Source organism: Rufibacter ruber (genome assembly GCF_014138425.1).
Lineage (GTDB): Bacteria > Bacteroidota > Bacteroidia > Cytophagales > Hymenobacteraceae > Nibribacter > Nibribacter ruber_C.
The window spans coordinates 54,668-72,476 of record NZ_JACJIQ010000005.1; the positions used below are offsets into that span (position 1 = coordinate 54,668).

Below are 17,809 nucleotides of genomic sequence, written 5' to 3' on the forward strand. Positions count from 1 at the left end.
CACCTCCCGGGAGGCCTAGCTATTAGTCAGGCGGGGCCGCTTTTTCTTACATAAGATATAAGGGCGGGGAATAAAAAGTAAAATAAACTAAACTTATAGTTTGAAAACTAAGTATTTAGTTTTATGTTTGGGATAGACAAGCGCAACACTACTATGAAAGAACTCACCAAGGCCGAGGAGCAGGTCATGCAAGTGCTCTGGAACATTAACCAGGGGTTTGTCAAAGACATTCTGGACCAGCTGCCGGAGCCCAAGCCCGCTTACAACACCGTCTCCACCATTGTGCGCATTCTGGAGAAGAAGGGCTTTGTCTCCTACAAGGCCTACGGCAAGACCCATGAGTACTTCCCGCTGGTGGCCAGAGACGAGTACCGCCACTTCTACCTGAAGAACTTTCTGGGCGGCTATTTTGGCGGCTCCTTTAAGAAGCTGGTTTCCTTTTTCGCCAAAGAGGAGAACATGGACCTGCAGGAACTGGAGGAAATGCTCAAGCATGTAAAGAACGACCTTAACCAAGACAAAGATGAATGATGCCCTCCTGCAGTACCTGTTAGAGTCAACGGGAGTTCTGTTGCTCTTCTACCTCTTTTTTGTGCTGGTGCTCAGGAAGGAGACAAGTTTCCAGTTCAACCGTTTCTATCTGCTGGGGGCGTTGCTGTTGGCGGTGGTGCTGCCGCTGTTGCAGCTGCCGGTGGTGAGCCTTTTTGCGCAGACAGCAGAACCAGTGGCAGAGGCGGTTCCTGTTGCATTTGCCGTAGAGACCGCTGATGTGGCCTGGGGGGCGCAGGTACAGGTAGAAGATGACAGTTTGGGGTATTGGCTCGTGCTCTATCTCCTTTACGGTGCGGGCGCGCTGTTCTTTGCGGGCAGGTTGGCTTTCCAGCTGGTTCAGTTGCACCGGTTTGCGCGTAAAGAAGGGTCTGTCTTTTTTCTGGCAGATAAAGTCCCTGTCTATTACACCAACGGCCGGTTGCCCACTTTCTCCTTCCTGCGCAGCATCTATTTTGACAACAGCCAGCCCCTTACCACCCTAGAACGCGACCAGATTCTGGAGCACGAGCAGGTGCATATTGCCCAGTGCCACAGCTGGGATATTCTTTTCGCCAGTCTGCTGGGCATTGTCTTCTGGTTTAACCCGCTGCTGGTGCTGTACAAGCGGGCTCTTGAGGAGACCCATGAGTTTATTGCAGATGCCCGTGTGGTAAGCCAGACAGACACGCAGGTGTACTCTTCCCTGCTGCTGAAACAGGTTTTCCAGAAGCTAGACCTGAGCGTGGCCAGCTACTTTTTTTTCAACAAATCACTCACCCTAAGCCGCATTAAGATGATGAAAAAACAACACCATTCCCCCAGATTTGGCCGGCTGCTGCTGGTGGTCCCCTTTTTGCTGGGGTTAGTGGTTCTAGTGGCGGCTACCCGCCCGGCATCGCTGGTGCCGCTCTCCCCGCAGCAGCAGCAGCAAAATGCTTCTGGCTGGCTTTCATTTGGGGCGCAGGACAATCAGATTGCCCAGTTTCCCGGTGGTCAGGAGGGGTTAAAGCAGTATGTGAAGAGTCACTTTTATTTACCGGCGGTAGCGTTTGAGCTGCGCAGAGGCAATGATCCCGTACGGGTTGTTGGGTCTGTTGAGGTGGAAGTCAAAGCAGACGGCTCAGCTGTCTTCAAAAGACCCGTCCAGTTAGAGGTGTCTCCCAACCATGCTAAGGTACAGGAGGCGGTACGGCAGGAATTCAGCCGGATGGTAGCCAGCATGCCCAAATGGTCACCCGCGGTGAAGGACGGCAAAGCGGTTGCTTCCAGTACTACCATAACTATTGCCTCTGTTAGTACAGAGTTTGTGCCCCGCTCTGCCAATGCCGGCGTGCAGCAAAAGACGCAGGTAAGCACTGAGGCGAACCTGGCGGGGATAACCAGGCCGGCTGAGTTCCCGGGCGGCGAAGGCGCGAAGACCAATTTCATAGCCAGCAATTTTCAGCTTCCGGAGCTCCTGTTTGAACTGCGCGAAGACAGAAACAAGCCCCTTACGTTTGCCTGGCTCGGCAAAGCCGAAGTACTCATCAACAAAGACGGATATGTAAGCCAGGTAACCGGCGTGTCAGTAGAAAGTAAGCCCCTGCACTCACCGGCTCTAACCAGTGCCTTGGTCCGGGAACTGGCCGCTGTGATCAAAAGGATGCCCAGATGGTCTCCTGCGCTGGAAAACGGAAAGCCAGTGCCGCATAAAGAAACCATTAGCCTGGCACGTGTGCATAAAGTTTTGGCTGGGCAGACTTTTGCGCAGTACAAGGCAGAGCAGGCCAAAAAGGTAAAGACGCCTGCTGCATCCTTTGCCACCACCACCGCAGAAGGAGACAAGATTTATATTGCCGTAGAGAAAATGCCCGAATTTCCAGGTGGTCAAAAGGCAATGTTCAAGTACTTGGCAGAAAACTTTGTAATGCCTAAAGAAGCCATCAGGCAGGGAGTTCATGGCACCATGATTGCTTCTTTTGTGGTGACTAACAAGGGTAATATCACGCAAGTGGAGGTGCTGAAAAGTCTAAATCCCGAACTAGGTAAGGAAATGGTGCGGGTCATTACCGCCATGCCCAATTGGGAACCCGGTACCCAGAACGGGAAGCCAGTGGCCGTGAAGTACACCATCCCTTACAGAATAGCCCAGAAAGATTCTCCGGCCAAAGATGTTCCGTTTGCAGCCAAAGCCGTGGCAGAGGACAAGGTGTATATTGCGGTGGAGCAGATGCCAGTATACCCTGGGGGCATTACCGCCATGATGATCTACCTGAAAGAGCAGGTGGGGAATTCTGAAGAGGTGCGGCAGTTAAAAGTAAACGGCAGCGTGGTGGCTTCTTTTGTAGTGGACACCGCCGGCGTGACCAAGCAGGTGCAAGTACTGAAAAAGCTACACCCCGTGGTAGACCAACAAGTGGTCAAAGCCATTGAAGGTATGCCCAAATGGCAACCTGGAAAGCAGAACGGGAAGGCGGTGAACGTAAAATACACCCTGCCTTACCGCTTTGAGACCAATTAGTTTTTTGTTTGTAGTACGTGTTGCCCTCCAGAGCCCGAGAACGTTTCCGTTTTCGGGCTCTTTTTCTGAAAACAGGCCCAAAACAGATAGCCAAAGTAAAGGTGCTTTTTTCTTTTCCAGCCAAAGCGCCAGTTGCTTATCTTCGTAAAAGGAATAGGTGCAGGCAGAGGTGGCGTACATTTTTGCCCGGCGGCAGCGTATTTTTTAATTAAACCTGAGGAAAGATGAAAGCAGTAAAGATGGTTTTGGCCTTTTGCCTTCTTCTTGGGGCAGGGGCGGCCCAGGCGCAGACGCCTCCCGCTGGCTTGACAGAGTTTCTGGCCAGGTTCAAAGCCTTTGAAGACAGACACCACCAACGCCAGGCAAAGCAGGTGCCTATGCCCACGTACACCCCTGATAGCAGCCGTAGCACCATGCCTTTGCCCAACGCCCTGAAAAAATGGCAAAGCTACAGCGTAGACATCGCTACTGGTTTGCGCTACTACCTACAGCTGGGCAAGGTCTTTGATCCGGAGACCGGGTACAGCCTCCCGTACAACCCAGAGCTGGAGTATCTGGTTGACGTAGAAAAAGGCAAAATCTACCTGAATGGGAGAGAGCTGAAACCCCAGCGCCCCAGAAATACCATCTTTGAAAAAGTATAGCAGGGTTTAAGGCGTAACCCACTCCACCTCCACCACCTGGCGGCCTTTCTGGAGCGTGGTGCGGGTTTCATTGGGCAGGCGTTTCAGTTTGATCTTTCTGGTGAAGGAAGGCTGCGTCTGTTGCTCTAGTACCAGGGTGGGGGAGCTTTTTCTAAACAAAACGATTGCCCCTTTGCCTTCGGAAAAAAAGGTAGGGTCTTTAAACGTAAACGCATTACCATGGGCGGTCACCAGTGCTTTCTCTAGGGGTGGTGGTGTGGGGGCTTTGGCCAGTGCCAGTGCGTTTCCTGCGTGTGGCACGCCATACCCCAGGTAGTTGTTGCCAAACGGGTACAAGTGGCCGCTTCGCCTGAGAATGTTTGTTAGCTGGGCTGAGGTGAGGTTGGGGTTCATTTCCAACAGACAGGCGGCTAAACCCGTGATTAAGGGGGCCGAGAAAGAGGTGCCGTCTTTGGCGAAACAGGCCACGTCTGGTTTGAGATATGGTATAAAGGTGGGGCCAATGCCGCTGTAGCCTTGGCGGGTCCAGGTGCTGTAGCCGGTGGCGCCAACGGCAATGGTACCGGGGGCATCTGCGGGGGTACCAATAATCTGCCAGTTCCGGTTGTTTCCGTCATTTCCGGCAGAGACAACAATGGTCATGCCTTTCTGCTCAATGGCTGTCTGCACGGCGCGGGCAATAAAGCTGGTGCCATCCATTTGGCGGGGGCGGTAGTTCTCAGCGGGGTTGTCAAAACCCAGGGCGTAGCCCAGAGAGGAATTCACCAGACGTACCCCCAGACTATCCAGCCACTCCAGCGCCCGCACAAAGTTCTCCTCTTCTACGCGGTTCTCCCGGCCGCCGTGGTCGGTACGGGCCAGATAATAGTCTGCGTGGGGAGCCAGGCCGGTTAAGAGTTGTTGGTCTGGGTCAAAGCCGCCTATGGCTAAGAGAACGTCGGTGCCGTGAAAATCTAAATAACTCTCCCGCTGGGTGTAAGGTGCGGTCTGGGCGGGGTTCACAAAATCTTTAAATGCTTTGATGCGGCCGGCCGCAAAAAGAGGCTGCAAGCCCGGCTTCTCAGGGGCCTGGTAAAACCCCGCATCAATCACGCCAATCTTTACCCCTTTGCCGGTAAGGCCGGCGGCCAAAAGCGGGCCGGGTTGCAGTTGCGCCACGCCTTTGGCCAGCAGTTTAGGAGGCGTAGGGGAGCTTCGGCCGCTAGGCCGGAAAAACCCGGAAATGGGTGCCATGTCTTGTACAAAAGCGATCTGCTTCAGGTGGGCAACCTGGGCCGGGGAAGCGGTGACGGCGGCGGCGTTGAGCCATTTGGAGACTCCTGTCACTTTTATACCGCACTGCGCCAGACTGTCCAGGTAGGGTTGGTGAACGGGGGCGTCTGCCAGCTGCCGCCGGGTTTGGGGGGTTCCTTCGGGCGAAGCCGGGGCGGGTTTGTCTTTAAACTGCACCCAATACCGCTGCTGGGCCAGGGCGGGCAAACCGGTGAGACAGGAAAGGGAAAAGATCCAGAAAAAAAGAATTACGGTACAATAGCGCACGCCCAACAGAAGTTATAGAAGTGTATTTGCCTGCAAATTATCATTTATTGTCATACATTTAAGCTTCAAACGGGTTCCTGTTTTAGGGCTGTTTTCTGAAAAACAGGTCAAAAACAGGGGCTGCGCCAACCAGAGAACAACACAAAAGACACCGCCATGAAGTACGAGTCCGTCGGGAAAGACCTCTACATCCATAACCGCCAGCAGTTCATATCTTACCTCAAGCCCCAGTCGCTGGCCGTCTTCCATTCCAATGATGTCATGCCCACCAACGCAGACGGTACTATGCCGTTCAGGCAGAGCAGCGACCTGCTGTGGCTCAGCGGCATTGACCAGGAGGAGAGCGTGTTGCTGCTGTTCCCAGATGCGCGGGAGGAGAGCCTGCGGGAGATCCTTTTTGTGCGCGAAACCAATGACCACATTCTCACCTGGGAAGGCTACAAGCTCACCAAGGAGCAGGCCCGGGAGGTGTCTGGCATCCAGACCATCTTCTGGACCCATGAGTTTGACAGCATTCTCAACGCGCTCATGCCGTACGCAGAGAACGTGTACCTCAACTCAAACGAGCACCTGCGTGCCGTGGTAGAGGTAGAGACCCGTGATGCGCGGTTCATCAAGAAGATCAAAGAAAAATTCCCGCTGCACAACTACTGCCGCAGCACCCAATACCTGCACTACCTGCGCTCCAGGAAGCACCCGCGTGAGATTGAGCTCATGCGCACCGCCTGCAACATCACTGAGAAAGCGTTCAGACGCCTGCTCAAGTTTGTGAAACCGGGCGTGATGGAGTATGAGATTGAGGCCGAAATCAGCCACGAGTTCCTGCGCAACCGCTCCCGCGGGCCGGCCTACGGGTCTATCATCGCCTCTGGCGCCAACGCCTGCATTCTGCACTACGTTGACAACTTCAGGGAGTGCCAGGACGGCGACGTGCTGTTGCTGGACTTTGGGGCCGAGTATGCCAACTACGCCGCTGACCTTACCCGCTCCATACCCGTGAACGGGAAATTCACCAAGCGCCAGGCAGAGGTTTACAACGCTGTGCTGCATGTCATGAAAACCGCCAAGCAGATGCTGGTGCCCGGCAACACCCTGGACCAGTACCATAAGTTTGTGGGCAAGGTCATGGAGAACGAGCTGATTAAACTGGACCTGCTCACTGAGGAAGACGTGAACAACCAGAACCCAGAGGCCCCGCTCTACAAGAAATACTTCCCGCACGGCACCTCGCACTTTTTGGGGTTAGACGTGCATGACGTGGGCGATAAATACCGTCCGTTTGAAGAGGGTATGGTCTTTACCTGCGAGCCCGGGATTTATATCAGGGAAGAAGGCTTGGGCATACGGCTGGAGAACGACATACTCATTACCCACAACGGCCCGGTAGACCTCATGGAGAATATTCCGCTGGAACTGGAAGACATTGAGCGCGAGATGCGCGGTTAACCTTTCCTCTATTCCATTTCCTGTTTTAGGGCTGTTTTTGGTAAAACAGCCCTAAAACAGCATGTCCCTCCAGACGGGCTTGCTTATGGAAGCCGTCCATCTGGTTTTTTTACAATCTATTTGAATCAAAGTTTACAAATAAGCGTGACACCAGTAGCAAGAATAAGCCGTGTGGTCAAGTGGGGGGGAATCATATGCCTTGTTCTTTTTACCTTTCTGGCAGAGGCGCAGCGCCGAAAGCCTGTCCCAAAGAAAGTGATTCCGGCGCCACCGGTGCAGCACCAGAAGCCCACCCTGCCTGAGGAGGTGGAAGACCCCAATACCCGCCGCTACAGCCTGGAAGAGGTGGTGAAAATGGCCAAAGAACTGTCTCCGGGCTACCAGCAGGCCCTGACTACGCTGGAGAACCGCACCTGGCAATTCCATACGTTCAAGAGTAATTACCTGCCGCAGTTAACCCTGTACGCCACGCTGCCAGATTATACCAAGAGTATTGAGCCGGTTCTACAGCCAGACGGTAGCTTAAAGTTTCAGGACCGGGACATCTCCACCTCTACGGCGCAGCTGGCGCTGAGTCAGAACATTGGCCTAACCGGCGGGGTGATCTCTATCAACTCCAACCTGCAGCGCATTGATGACTTCAGACCCTCCCGGCCAGACCGGTTTGTGCAGAAGAAGGCTTACTCCACCAACCCGGCCAACATCACCTACAGCCAGCCCATCTTTGGGTTCAACGGCCTGAAATGGGACAAGAAGCTGGAGCCCCTCCGGTTTGAGGAAGCCAAGCGTAATTTCTGGGAAGACATGGAAGAGCTGGCCGTGCGGGCCACAGACATGTATTTTACTCTGCTGCAGAACCAGCTGAGCTATGACATTGCCCGTAAAAACGTGGCCAATAATGACACTCTTTTCAAGCTTTCGCAAATCAGGTTTAAAGAAGGGCGAATTGGGGAAAATGAACTGTTGCAGCTGGAGCTGAGTTTGCTCACCTCCCGGCAAAGCCTGGAGCAGGCCGTGCTGGACATGGAAACCAGTACCCTGCGGCTCAAGGTTTTTCTGGGCATTACAGATGACTACCCTATCAGGTTGACAACCCCAGACTTGATCCCGCAGTTTCCGGTAGATGAGGAGTTTGCCCTTGCCCAGGCAAAAAAATACCGGGCCAGGGTCATTGGTATGCAGCGTGAGGAGCTGGAGGCTGAAAGGGGAGTGGCGGTGGCAGAAGGCCAGACCGGTTTCAACGCGAACCTGTTTCTGCAGTACGGTCTTACCCAGCAGGCCATTGAGGTGGCGGAGGCTTATAGAGATCCGGCTGAGCAGCAGCGGGTACGGCTAGGCTTTACCCTCCCCATCATGGACTGGGGCCGAACCAAGAGTAGAATTGGAACCGCCAAAGCCAACCAGAAACTGGTAAAGGCCAATTTGCAGCAGCAGCAGGTGAACTTTGACCAGGATGTGTACCTGCAGATCAAGCGGTTCAAGATGCTGCGGGAGCAGATGAAAGTGGCGCAGAAAGCCAATGAACTGGCTGAACGCCGGTACCAGGGTGCCAAAGACAGGTATCTGGAGGAAAAGATTGGGCTGCTGGAGCTGAACCAGGCGGCGGCAGAACGTGATTCAGCTAGAAGAGGGTACGTGGGCTCGCTCAGAAACTTCTGGAACGCCTACTACAACCTCAGGCTCATGACTTTGTATGACTTTGAGCTGAACCAGCCGCTCACCATTCCGTTGCCATTCTAACACAGCTAACACAAAAAAGGAGAGAGTCCGCTACTAATGGCGGGCTCTCTCCTTTTTTAGAGAAGGTAAGTAGCACTTTAAGCAGGGTAATAGCTGGAAAGCCATTGTTGGGCTTCTTCAATAGCATCAAAGGCCTTTGCTTCAAACACTTTCAACTCATTGATAAAAGTGGCCGCGGTTGATCCTCCAAACGTGTCTGGATTCGCGAGCATGGCAATGCGTTTTAACCCGGCTTTGGCGGCGGCAGGTGCCCATTCATTTAAAACCCAATTCATGGAGTGGTTCCAGGAGCCCACAATCAGGCGGGTATCATTCAGTACGCAGTTGAAACCGGCTTGGGCAAGGGCTTCGGTGTAGGCTTTGGCGCCAGCTTTCACGTTCTCCTCGGTTAAATAGCCCATCCAGTTCACATAGATCAACCGGTTGTTAAAATCCTCTTCCACGGTGATGTACACTCTGCCGAAGGGATTAACAAGCTCATTTTTCATAGTTTTAAACAGGACTTTCTGAGGAGACACCAAATGCTTGGTTTTCATTCAGTGAAAAGGAAAATTATTTAGTAGGCTGCCCCATGACGGCACAACGCAAAATTCCCGTTTTGGGGCTGTTTTTACAAAAACAGCCCCAAAACGGGAATCTCTAAGCAAGTTGGGGTACCTTATCCTTTGCTGGCCAGCAGGTACAGGACGGCCATTCTAATGGCCACCCCGTTCTCCACCTGATCCAGAATGACAGAGTGGTGGGAGTCAGCGGCGTCTGAGGTAAGTTCCACGCCCCGGTTAATAGGCCCCGGGTGCATGAGCACAATTTCTTTGTTCAGCTCATCCAGCATCTTTTTATTGATCCCGAAGTAAAGGGCGTACTCGCGCAGTGACGGGAACAGCTTTCCGGTCTGGCGCTCCAGCTGGATGCGCAACACGTTGGCCACGTCACACCACTGCAGGGCTTCGCGCACGTTCCAGAACACCTTTACCCCCAGCTCGCCAATGTGTTTGGGCAGAAGCGTGGGCGGGCCGCACACCGCCACTTCAGCCCCCTGTTTCTGCAAGGCGAAGATGTTGGAAAGGGCAACCCGGGAATGGGTGATATCACCAATGATGGCTATTTTTTTACCGCCTACTTCGCCCAATCGCTCTCTAATGGAGAAGGAGTCTAACAGGGCCTGGGTGGGGTGCTCATGGGTGCCGTCTCCGGCGTTGACAATGTTGGCGTTGATCTTGCGGGACAGGAAGTGGGGGGCGCCGGGGCTGCTGTGCCGCATCACTATCATGTCTACCTTCATGGCCAGAATGTTGTTGACCGTATCCAGCAGCGTCTCGCCCTTCTTTACAGATGACCCGGAGGCTGAGAAGTTGATCACATCGGCTGAAAGCCGTTTCTCTGCCAGCTCAAAAGAAAGACGGGTGCGGGTGGAGTTCTCAAAGAAAACGTTGGCAATGGTGACGTCCCGTAAGCTGGGCACTTTCTTGATAGGCCGGTTCAATACCTCCTTGAACTGGTCTGCCGTCTCAAAAATGAGCTGGATGTCTTGTGGGGTAATGTCTTTGATGCCCAACAGGTGCCGGACGCTAAGCTGTTGCATGGGTTATTCTTGGTCTGGGGTAATGGTTAAAAGCCAGATGGCATCTTCTGCAGAGTTGGGTCCTTGCCACGCTACTTCTACCCGCTGGGAGTGCTGTGAATCAACACGCTGGCCGGTATAAGTAGCCTCAATGGGCAGATCGCGGGTATACTGGCGGTCAATAAGCACCAGCAGCTCCACCTGCGCCGGGCGGCCGTAAGAAATCATGGCGTCTAAAGCTGCCCGTACTGAGCGGCCGGTGTACAGCACATCATCTACCAGAATGACGCGCTTACCCTCTAAAGAGAAATCTACTTTGGTGGCATTGGGGGCCAAAGGGGCAGCCCGGCGTCTAAAATCATCTCGGTGGAAGGTGATGTCCAGATAACCGGTTTGCACCGTCACCCCTAGTATTTCCTGGAGGGTCTTTTGCAGACGGTCTGCGGCATAGATACCGCGGGGTTGCAGGCCTAAAATGACAGAGTCAGAGAAATCACGGTGCGTCTCAATCAGTTGGTGCGCCAGGCGCCTGATCATGATCTGAAACAGAGCGTGCGGAACAATGAGGCGTTTATGCATGGTCCGGGTTTTGGGCAAATATAAAGACTTACCGTAAGCCGAAGTAGTAAAAACCAGATTTAATCTGCTGAGAAACCCTCATTGAAACAGAATACCCTGTAAAAACAGGACTGATTTGCTCTTCCCTTCTTTGGTGGCCAGACGCCTGTACCCAAACGCCAGAAGATTCCCGTTGTACCAGGGCAGCACCCCGTCTGGCTCCCTCAAAATGGACTTGCCCTCATACCCGTCTTTCTGCAGGGCAAAGGGTGGCTGTAGGCGCCAGGATGAGTTGCGGAAAAGGGAATAGTGCAAGGAACCGTCTTTTACATACGCCAGGGCCAACTCTCCCTGAGGATTTACCGCTGAGGTGACTGTGGGCGAGACAGTGGTTTTATGGTGCTGGAGCGCTATACTGCCCTCTTCTATTAAATTGCCCCCCTGGTCAAAGACCAGAATGAGTGCAGCTTGAAACCGGTAGCTGACATAGATCCGTTTCCCCTGCAGCATGGTAGTGGTGGGTGCATGCTCTGATCTAAATTGGGAAAACCCTTGCTGCTTAGAGCCAACGGTGACAGAAGAGTTGGTTACCTGCGTATACGCTGGCCCGGGTTCAAAAGGAACTTTGCTGTAGATGGTTTTATATACTTCGGCCACCACAGAAAAACCTGCGGGATGGGCCGTTGCCTGGTGGAGATACACCTGTTGCCGTAGGGAGAAGTCTTTGCCTTTTGCTTTCTGGCGGTTGTACCTTCTCTTGAGCCGCTGGAGCTTAGGGGTATGCTCATACTCAAAAATATGCTGTAGTTGGCCTAACTCATAGAAGGTAGCGTTGCCTGCCAGGCCTGAGCTGAAGATGCCCTTGGTAAAAGAGCTGCCCCTGTCACCGTAGGTGCCAATGATCTGTTTTGAAGGGGTAATGCCCGTTGTAATTCTGGCTTGCTGAAAAACGCTGTTCAGCTGGGCCGGTACCACCAGGCTTTCCTTTAAATCGCCCCTGGGGGAAATCTGGTTGATTTTAAACCTGGACTGTAGGCTGTTGGTTTCAGTGGCTACCAGGTCAGTGAGGCGAAGGGCATGGTCAGTTCTTACATCTGTCAGTTGTTCTTTTGAGTGATACATGGCAGGCAGCAAAGAAAGCTGCTGTTGAGCCGGGTCAAGGGCCAATAGAAGGGTGGTTCCGGTTCGCTGCTGTTGTGCGCAGATCAGTAGCTGCCCCGCTGCCACACTCATTCCGGTAATGGTCACGTTACCTGCTGTCTGCTCATGGCGGGTAAGCCAGGCCTGGCCTGTGGAACTGGAAATCTGGTACAGCAAAAGGGAAGGGGTGCCACTTATGGAGAATAATAAATAAAAGAGCTGAGAGTCAGATGATACTCCAACCAGTTTGGTAAGTGGTTGCTGCTCAAACCTCTGTTGCCACACGGGTTGCAGTTGGTGGTTGAGTTTGCTTACCAGAAAATGGTCTTTTTTGGTGACAGACCCAGACCTGGTGGTAACCAGCAGGAGGGAACTGTCTGGGAGCGGCTGTAGCCAGTGGCGGTCACTAAAAGGTGAACTTTCCATCTCGGTTCGTACGCCTAACTTCATTGGCTGGGCCAAAACAGACGGCTTTGGCAGGAAAAGAAACCCCATCAGGAGCACCTTTAAGAAAAGCAGCCGAAGAGGTAAAGACATAAACGAGGTGTCAGATTGAAGGCGTGGGGTTTAGTGTGAAAAGGAGGGTCAGGCCCTGGCGCTTATTCAAACACCACGTTCTGGAGGTAGAACACGGTGCGGGCATCTCCGGCGGCGGGCCTGATTCGCTGAAACCCGAACGCCACAAAATTGCCCCCGTACCAGTGTACAATTCCTTCATTGTTGCTGGTCACCTTTTTGTCTGTCTCCTCCTGCAGGCGTACCTCTACTTTCTCCTCATTGGAGAGGGAGACATTGGGCTGGAGGGTTTTGAATCTGAGAAACTCATCTTCTGGGTAGACCATGGCTATATGCCCGTTGGGCATCACACCCGCTTCAATGGTAGGGGCCAGTACAGGGTAGGTTTTATTTTGCAGCTTAAAGGCGTTGTCCCAGATCAGGTTACCCTGGCGGTCAAAGACACAGGCAATGGCATGGCTAAACCGGAACCCTTCAGAAACGCGCCGGGTAAACGGTCCGTTCCCGAAATCTGATGGGCCGGGGCTGGTGTAGCCATTGTTGTTGTACTGCGGGTAGTAGATTTCGCCCACCAGCGCATATCCCTGGGGGTGGGGCATAAGGGGGTGCAGCAGCAACCGGTACCGCAGGATCATAGGTTTGCCTTTTGCTTCCCGTTTGGCAAATTTTTCTCTGAGCCGTTTTTGTCTGCCTGGAGTGGTGTACTCAAAGAAATGCTTCAGCTGGCTGAACTCATAGTATTTCAGGTTGCCGGCAAGATCACCCGTAAAAAGCCCTTTAGAGAAAATAGTGGTGCGGTAGCCAAAGGTGCCAATTAAAAGTTTGGAGAGCGTATCACCGGGGGTGAGGCGGGCCGGCTGCAGGTTGTTGTCTATGTCGCGGGGCTGGAGGAAATACGTGCCCACTACCTCGCCCAGGGAGGTCATGCGTTTGGTTTGCACCCGGGAGCGCCAACCGTTGGTTTCGCCCACCACAAACTCCACTGTCTTGGTCAGCGTGTCAACCCTGAATTCGCCCAGGTCATCTTCTGTGCCAAAAACAGCCGGCAGCAGCCGTATTTCCTCTTCTGCCGGGTTAAGGTGCAGCATGTTGAGTTTCATGTGCTCCAATCCGTAGAGAAAAAACTGCCCGTCTAGGGCTTTCATGTCTCGTAGGTCAATATACGCGGTGGGCAGCTTGTGCTCAGAATAGAAAGCGGCTCCTGTGGCCGGGTCTACTTTGTAGAGCATCAGCTTCTTGAGCTCCCTGGTGGAAAAAAGGAGGTAAATGTTCTGTTGGTCAGCCGTCACATACTCCAGGCTGGTGCCGTTGAGCTGTTCATGCTTGGTGCTCCACACCTGCTCCAGGCGTTTAGAGAATTTAGTCAGTACAAAATCCTCTTTAGAGAACCAGGTGCTGCGCTTGGTGGTGATGACCAGAAGGGTAGAGTCTGGCAACGGCTGTACCAGGTGGTCTTCTTCATAAGAATCACTTTTCAGCTCAGCCCTGAAAGTCTGGGCCGGGGCCGCCGGTTTTTCCTTTTCTTTATGTTTCTTTTGTGCCTGGCTACTAAGGCAGATGCTCCAGCAGGCTAGGAACAGGCTCCACTTGGTAATGCTTCTGATGAGTAGTGACATAAAAAGAGGGTGCCAGTGAAAGATTATAACACGTAGAAATGCCAGCGGGGCCAGCCAAAACTCAGGTAACGTTAGTTCCCCAGCTTGAGCAGGTAATCAAACTCAGTTGGGGTGACCGGCATGACAGAAAGCCGCGACTGCCGCAGCAAGGCAATGTTCTGCAGCTGCTCTTCTTTTTTGATCTGGTCCAGGGTTACCGGTGTGGCAAACGCTTTCTCTGGCGCCAACGTGACTGCCAGCCATCTGGGATCATCTGCCGTGGGGTCTGGGTACGCTTCTTTGGCCACTTTGGCAATACCCAGAATGGCTTTCTCAGAGACACTGTGGTAATAGAGCACCAGATCCCCTTCTTTCATGGCCTGCAGGTTGTTGCGGGCCTGGTAATTTCTTACCCCGTCCCAGGTGGTGTGGCCATCACGCTCCAGATCAGACCAGGCGTATTTTTCAGGTTCAGACTTTACTAGCCAGTAATTCATAAGGTAAAAACAAGGACCTGTGTGGCAGGTACAAGACAAGTTGAATAAAGGTGGATACTAATTTTCTTCAGGGGTTAACCGGCGCACTTTTAAAACCGTGGGAGCCGCTGAGATGATTTCAAGTTTAGCAGGCTGTCTGCTGGTATCTGAGAACGTAACCTGTATCTGGTTTTTAGATGTTGCCTTCCAGGTACCGGGCTGCTCCTCCAGACCATCTGCCGGGGCAATGCCATAGTGTATAAAGGTGCCGTCCTGCTTCAGCATAAACCCGGTACGCCCGCGCGACGGCGGAAACTGGAAGGTGTTGGGGCGGTAGGTGCGCACATCGGCGGAGTCTTCCTCATACGAGTACAACCAGGTCTGGCCATACACCGCGTCTGGTAAGGCGGCACCGGTGCGGCATTGAAACGCCATCAGGCCCAACATGAAAAGGCAAAGCAAAGACAGTTTCTTCATAGGGTGAGTTTGCCAAAGACGCATATCCTGATAAACTAGGCACAAGATAATAAATAGTTCTGTTTTATGAGTTCTGAGTTTATAGACTTGAGTTCTGGGGGCTGGAATTCATTTGAACCATAGATTTTTCTGGCAGCTTTTTCTGTTTTAGGGCTGTTTTCCCAAAAACAGGCCCAAAACAGCAGGTTGAGGGCGCGCACTCACCAGAGGCGGGTAACGGCCTGACAAGAAGAAGCGGTTTAGCCCCTACTCAGCACTCAGGACTCAGAACTCAGGACTAACTTTGTATCTTTGCTTGACCACCCTTAGCCAATCCTTCCCGTGGAAAACAAAGAACTCATCCGTATGTTCCGGCTCACGGCTTCTCTCATGGAGCTGCATGACGAGAACCCGTTCAAGATAAGATCCTATACCAGCGCCGTCATGGTGCTGGAGCGCCTAGAGCAGCCCATTCACCAGATGAGCCAATCACAACTGGAGAAGCTGGACGGTATTGGCAAAGGCATGGCCGCCAAGATTCTGGAAGCCGTGCAGACCGGTAGCCACGCAGACCTGAACCGCCTCCTGGAAACCACTCCTGAGGGCGTGGTGCAGATGCTCAGCATCAAAGGCATTGGCCCCAAAAAAATCAAAACCATCTGGAAAGACCTGGGCGTGGAAACCATTGAAGGGCTGCGGGAGGCGTGTGAGAAAAATGAGATCTCCAAGCTGAAAGGCTTCGGGGCGAAAACCCAGCAGACCATTCTGGAGGGGCTGCAGTACACTGAGGCCAACAAAGGCAAACTGCTGTGGGCCGAGGCCGAGCCGCTGGCGCTGGATTTGCTCCAATTTCTGAAAAAAAGGCCAGAAACGGCTTCCGCCGAAGTGGTGGGGGAGATACGCCGCAACCTGGAAACCGTAGAGACCCTGCAGTTCCTGATCAGCCTGAAAGAAGACAGCCACTGGCCAGCTTTCCTGCAGGAGCTGCCGGGGGTGACGCCGCTGGAAAACCTCTCCGGTCCTTTTGTGTGGCGGGGCGTGCATGACGCCTCAGGCGTGAATCTGGAGGTGCGGCTGGTGCCGGAGCGGCGGTTTGCCAACCAGGTGTTCTTGTATTCGGCCAACCCGCACTGGCTGGGGCTGCCCGTGAATGAGAACGGCGACACCCTCATGGCCGAAGCCTACGGCGAACCAGCCATTTCTGAAGAAGAAATCTTTCAGCGGGTCAGCCTGCCGTTCATTGCGCCGGAGCTAAGGGAAAGCGTGCGCGTGCTGGAATTGGCCAAAGAAAACAAGCTGCCCGCCCTGCTCACAGACGCTGACCTGAAAGGTACGGTGCACAACCACAGCACCTACTCAGACGGGGCCCATACGCTGGAGCAGATGGCCGTGCATTGCCAGCAGCTGGGCTATGAGTACCTGGGCATCTGTGACCACTCCAAATCTGCCTACTACGCCAATGGCCTGCAGGAATTCAGGATCAAAGAGCAGCACAAAGAGATAGACCGCCTGAACCAGGAGCTGGGCCCGTTCAAAATCTTCAAAGGCATTGAGTCAGATATTCTAGCCGATGGCTCCTTAGACTATGACCCGGAGGTCTTAGCGTCTTTTGACTTCATTGTGGCTTCCATTCACAGCAACCTCAAAATGGACATCATCAAAGCCACTGACCGCCTGCTCACCGCCATTGCCAACCCGTACACCACCATGCTGGGGCACCCCACCGGCCGTCTGCTCCTGCGCCGCGAAGGCTACCCCATTGACCACAAAGCCGTCATTGACGCCTGCGCCGAACACCAGGTGATCATTGAAATCAACGCCAACCCCTGGCGGTTAGACCTGGACTGGCGCTGGGTAGAGTACGCCCTCAGCCAAAACGTGCTGCTCAGCATCAACCCAGACGCCCACAGCATGCGCGGCTACGAAGACATGCGCTACGGCGTGTTGGTAGGCCGAAAAGGCGGTTTAACGGCAGAGATGACGTTTAATGCCAAGAGCCGGGAGGAAGTGGAGTCGTACTTCGCGGAGCGGAAAAAGGCGAAGGGGATTTGAGTTGTTCTGTACGTCACAAACCTGAAGTCACACCTCCTGGTCATCTTGGAAAGATCTTGTGGGCGAACAGTAAAAACTGACTATCGCTGCTTGTCTGGTTCGCTTACAAGGTTTTTTTAATCAAAATCTACTTGGTCATATTCAGAAGGAACAATGGCTTTGAAAGTCGCTTTCCCATTTGTGATTTGAAACTCAAGGGTTCTTTTCACGAACTGGGGGAGTCCTTTATCTACTCCTGGTTTCCAGGCAGGCATTTGGCTAAGGGTTTCGGTGAGGTTTTCTTCAATGCCATGGCCAAGGTTTGACATGGTTTTGATTCTGGTAACCTTTCCGGCGGGTGTCACTATGAAAGATAGTTTTGCGGTGCCGCTTACTTTTTTCTGTGCCGCTGTTGCAGGAGTTTTGTAGTGTTGCCTGATAAAGCTGGCCAGGGCTTTTTCACCTTTAGGAAATTCCGGGTTCTCCATTGTTCCCAGAAAGACACCTGCCTCATATGCTTCTTCATCATAGGCAAGTTCTATAAAGGGAGATTTCCCACGCAAAAAGCTAGGAATAGATCTTGGGGCGGGCACCCTGATAGGAACCGTGTTTTTTACGTTGACCGGTTCCCCGTCCTGCCTTCCTGGTTTCCACTGGGGCATTCCCTTTATAACATTCACTGCATTATGGTCTACACGAGGATGAACCCTGTTTAAGTTCTGCACATCCTGTACATACCCAAAATAATCTACCACAAACGTTACATAGATGGTAGCCAAAGTATCTGGTGAAGAAGCGTACCTAGGTAAGATAAAATTATCCCTGATGTAGTAGATCAATGAATCATTCCCACCCGGGAATTCAGGCATTTCCTCTACCGCAATATAAATTTTAGCATTGGAGTTCTCCCCGGTTTGAGCAAAAGCTGGAAAGGCAAAAAGGAGAAATAGAAGATAGAGGTAAATAGGCCGCCTCATAGGTAAGAAATGAAGAAATTGATTTATTCGACCAAGATACTCAAATTGCCTTTCCTGTTTTTAAGCTACTTTTAAGAAAATAGCTTAAAAACAGGAAAG

Annotated in this window: 15 protein-coding genes; 6 read left to right on the plus strand and 9 right to left on the minus strand. The window is 52.8% G+C overall.

What is annotated here, in order from left to right:
* Positions 1-153: 153 nt before the first annotated feature.
* The 3 genes from FHS90_RS07235 (at position 154) to FHS90_RS07245 (ending at position 3,675) form a co-directional block, all read left to right on the plus strand.
* On the plus strand, positions 154-531 hold the full coding sequence (locus FHS90_RS07235; protein ID WP_066833819.1) for a BlaI/MecI/CopY family transcriptional regulator: 378 nt from the start codon (positions 154-156) through the stop codon (positions 529-531).
* A complete protein-coding gene (locus FHS90_RS07240; RefSeq protein ID WP_182512532.1) occupies positions 524-3,031 on the plus strand; it encodes a M56 family metallopeptidase in 2,508 nt (835 codons plus the stop codon). Before FHS90_RS07235 ends, FHS90_RS07240 begins: the two co-directional genes overlap by 8 nt.
* Before the next feature lie 224 nt (positions 3,032-3,255).
* Complete coding sequence (locus tag FHS90_RS07245; RefSeq protein ID WP_182512533.1) at positions 3,256-3,675, plus strand: hypothetical protein; 420 nt, start codon at positions 3,256-3,258, stop codon at positions 3,673-3,675.
* Between the two features lie 6 nt (positions 3,676-3,681).
* Here FHS90_RS07245 and FHS90_RS07250 read toward each other — a convergent pair whose 3' ends face one another.
* Positions 3,682-5,214 (minus strand): S8 family serine peptidase, encoded by a 1,533-nt coding sequence (locus tag FHS90_RS07250; RefSeq protein WP_182512534.1) that lies wholly within the window; start codon positions 5,212-5,214, stop codon positions 3,682-3,684.
* 156 nt (positions 5,215-5,370) lie between these two features.
* Between FHS90_RS07250 and FHS90_RS07255 the strand changes: the two genes are divergently transcribed.
* Both FHS90_RS07255 and FHS90_RS07260 read left to right on the plus strand, forming a co-directional pair.
* The gene (locus FHS90_RS07255; protein ID WP_182512535.1) at positions 5,371-6,660 is read left to right on the plus strand and encodes an aminopeptidase P family protein; all 1,290 of its coding nucleotides are present in this window, start codon (positions 5,371-5,373) and stop codon (positions 6,658-6,660) included.
* A gap of 144 nt (positions 6,661-6,804) precedes the next feature.
* Entirely contained in the window at positions 6,805-8,400 is a 1,596-nt protein-coding gene (locus FHS90_RS07260; protein WP_161947720.1) for a TolC family protein, read from the plus strand.
* Positions 8,401-8,477: 77 nt separating this feature from the next.
* Here the strand turns inward: FHS90_RS07260 and FHS90_RS07265 are convergent, their stop codons facing one another.
* The 7 genes from FHS90_RS07265 to FHS90_RS07295 form a co-directional block, all read right to left on the minus strand.
* On the minus strand, positions 8,478-8,888 hold the full coding sequence (locus tag FHS90_RS07265) for an STAS/SEC14 domain-containing protein (protein ID WP_066833826.1): 411 nt from the start codon (positions 8,886-8,888) through the stop codon (positions 8,478-8,480).
* Positions 8,889-9,058: 170 nt separating this feature from the next.
* Positions 9,059-9,982, minus strand: a complete 924-nt coding sequence (locus tag FHS90_RS07270) for an aspartate carbamoyltransferase catalytic subunit (protein WP_182512536.1) — start codon at positions 9,980-9,982, stop codon at positions 9,059-9,061.
* A gap of 3 nt (positions 9,983-9,985) precedes the next feature.
* Positions 9,986-10,540: a bifunctional pyr operon transcriptional regulator/uracil phosphoribosyltransferase PyrR gene (gene pyrR / locus FHS90_RS07275; protein ID WP_066833776.1), complete on the minus strand. Its 555-nt coding sequence runs from the start codon at positions 10,538-10,540 to the stop codon at positions 9,986-9,988.
* A gap of 78 nt (positions 10,541-10,618) precedes the next feature.
* Positions 10,619-12,085, minus strand: a complete 1,467-nt coding sequence (locus tag FHS90_RS07280) for a hypothetical protein (RefSeq protein ID WP_182512537.1) — start codon at positions 12,083-12,085, stop codon at positions 10,619-10,621.
* A 173-nt stretch (positions 12,086-12,258) separates the two neighbouring features.
* Positions 12,259-13,791 (minus strand): hypothetical protein, encoded by a 1,533-nt coding sequence (locus tag FHS90_RS07285; protein ID WP_182512538.1) that lies wholly within the window; start codon positions 13,789-13,791, stop codon positions 12,259-12,261.
* A gap of 71 nt (positions 13,792-13,862) precedes the next feature.
* Positions 13,863-14,267: an EVE domain-containing protein gene (locus FHS90_RS07290; protein WP_066833783.1), complete on the minus strand. Its 405-nt coding sequence runs from the start codon at positions 14,265-14,267 to the stop codon at positions 13,863-13,865.
* Between the two features lie 57 nt (positions 14,268-14,324).
* Positions 14,325-14,723, minus strand: a complete 399-nt coding sequence (locus FHS90_RS07295) for a hypothetical protein (RefSeq protein ID WP_182512539.1) — start codon at positions 14,721-14,723, stop codon at positions 14,325-14,327.
* 321 nt (positions 14,724-15,044) lie between these two features.
* Between FHS90_RS07295 and polX the strand changes: the two genes are divergently transcribed.
* The gene (polX, locus tag FHS90_RS07300; protein WP_182512540.1) at positions 15,045-16,754 is read left to right on the plus strand and encodes a DNA polymerase/3'-5' exonuclease PolX; all 1,710 of its coding nucleotides are present in this window, start codon (positions 15,045-15,047) and stop codon (positions 16,752-16,754) included.
* 116 nt (positions 16,755-16,870) lie between these two features.
* On the opposite strand, the gene FHS90_RS07305 is transcribed toward polX, so the two are convergent.
* On the minus strand, positions 16,871-17,710 hold the full coding sequence (locus tag FHS90_RS07305; RefSeq protein WP_343049623.1) for an energy transducer TonB: 840 nt from the start codon (positions 17,708-17,710) through the stop codon (positions 16,871-16,873).
* Between the last annotated feature and the right edge of the window lie 99 nt (positions 17,711-17,809).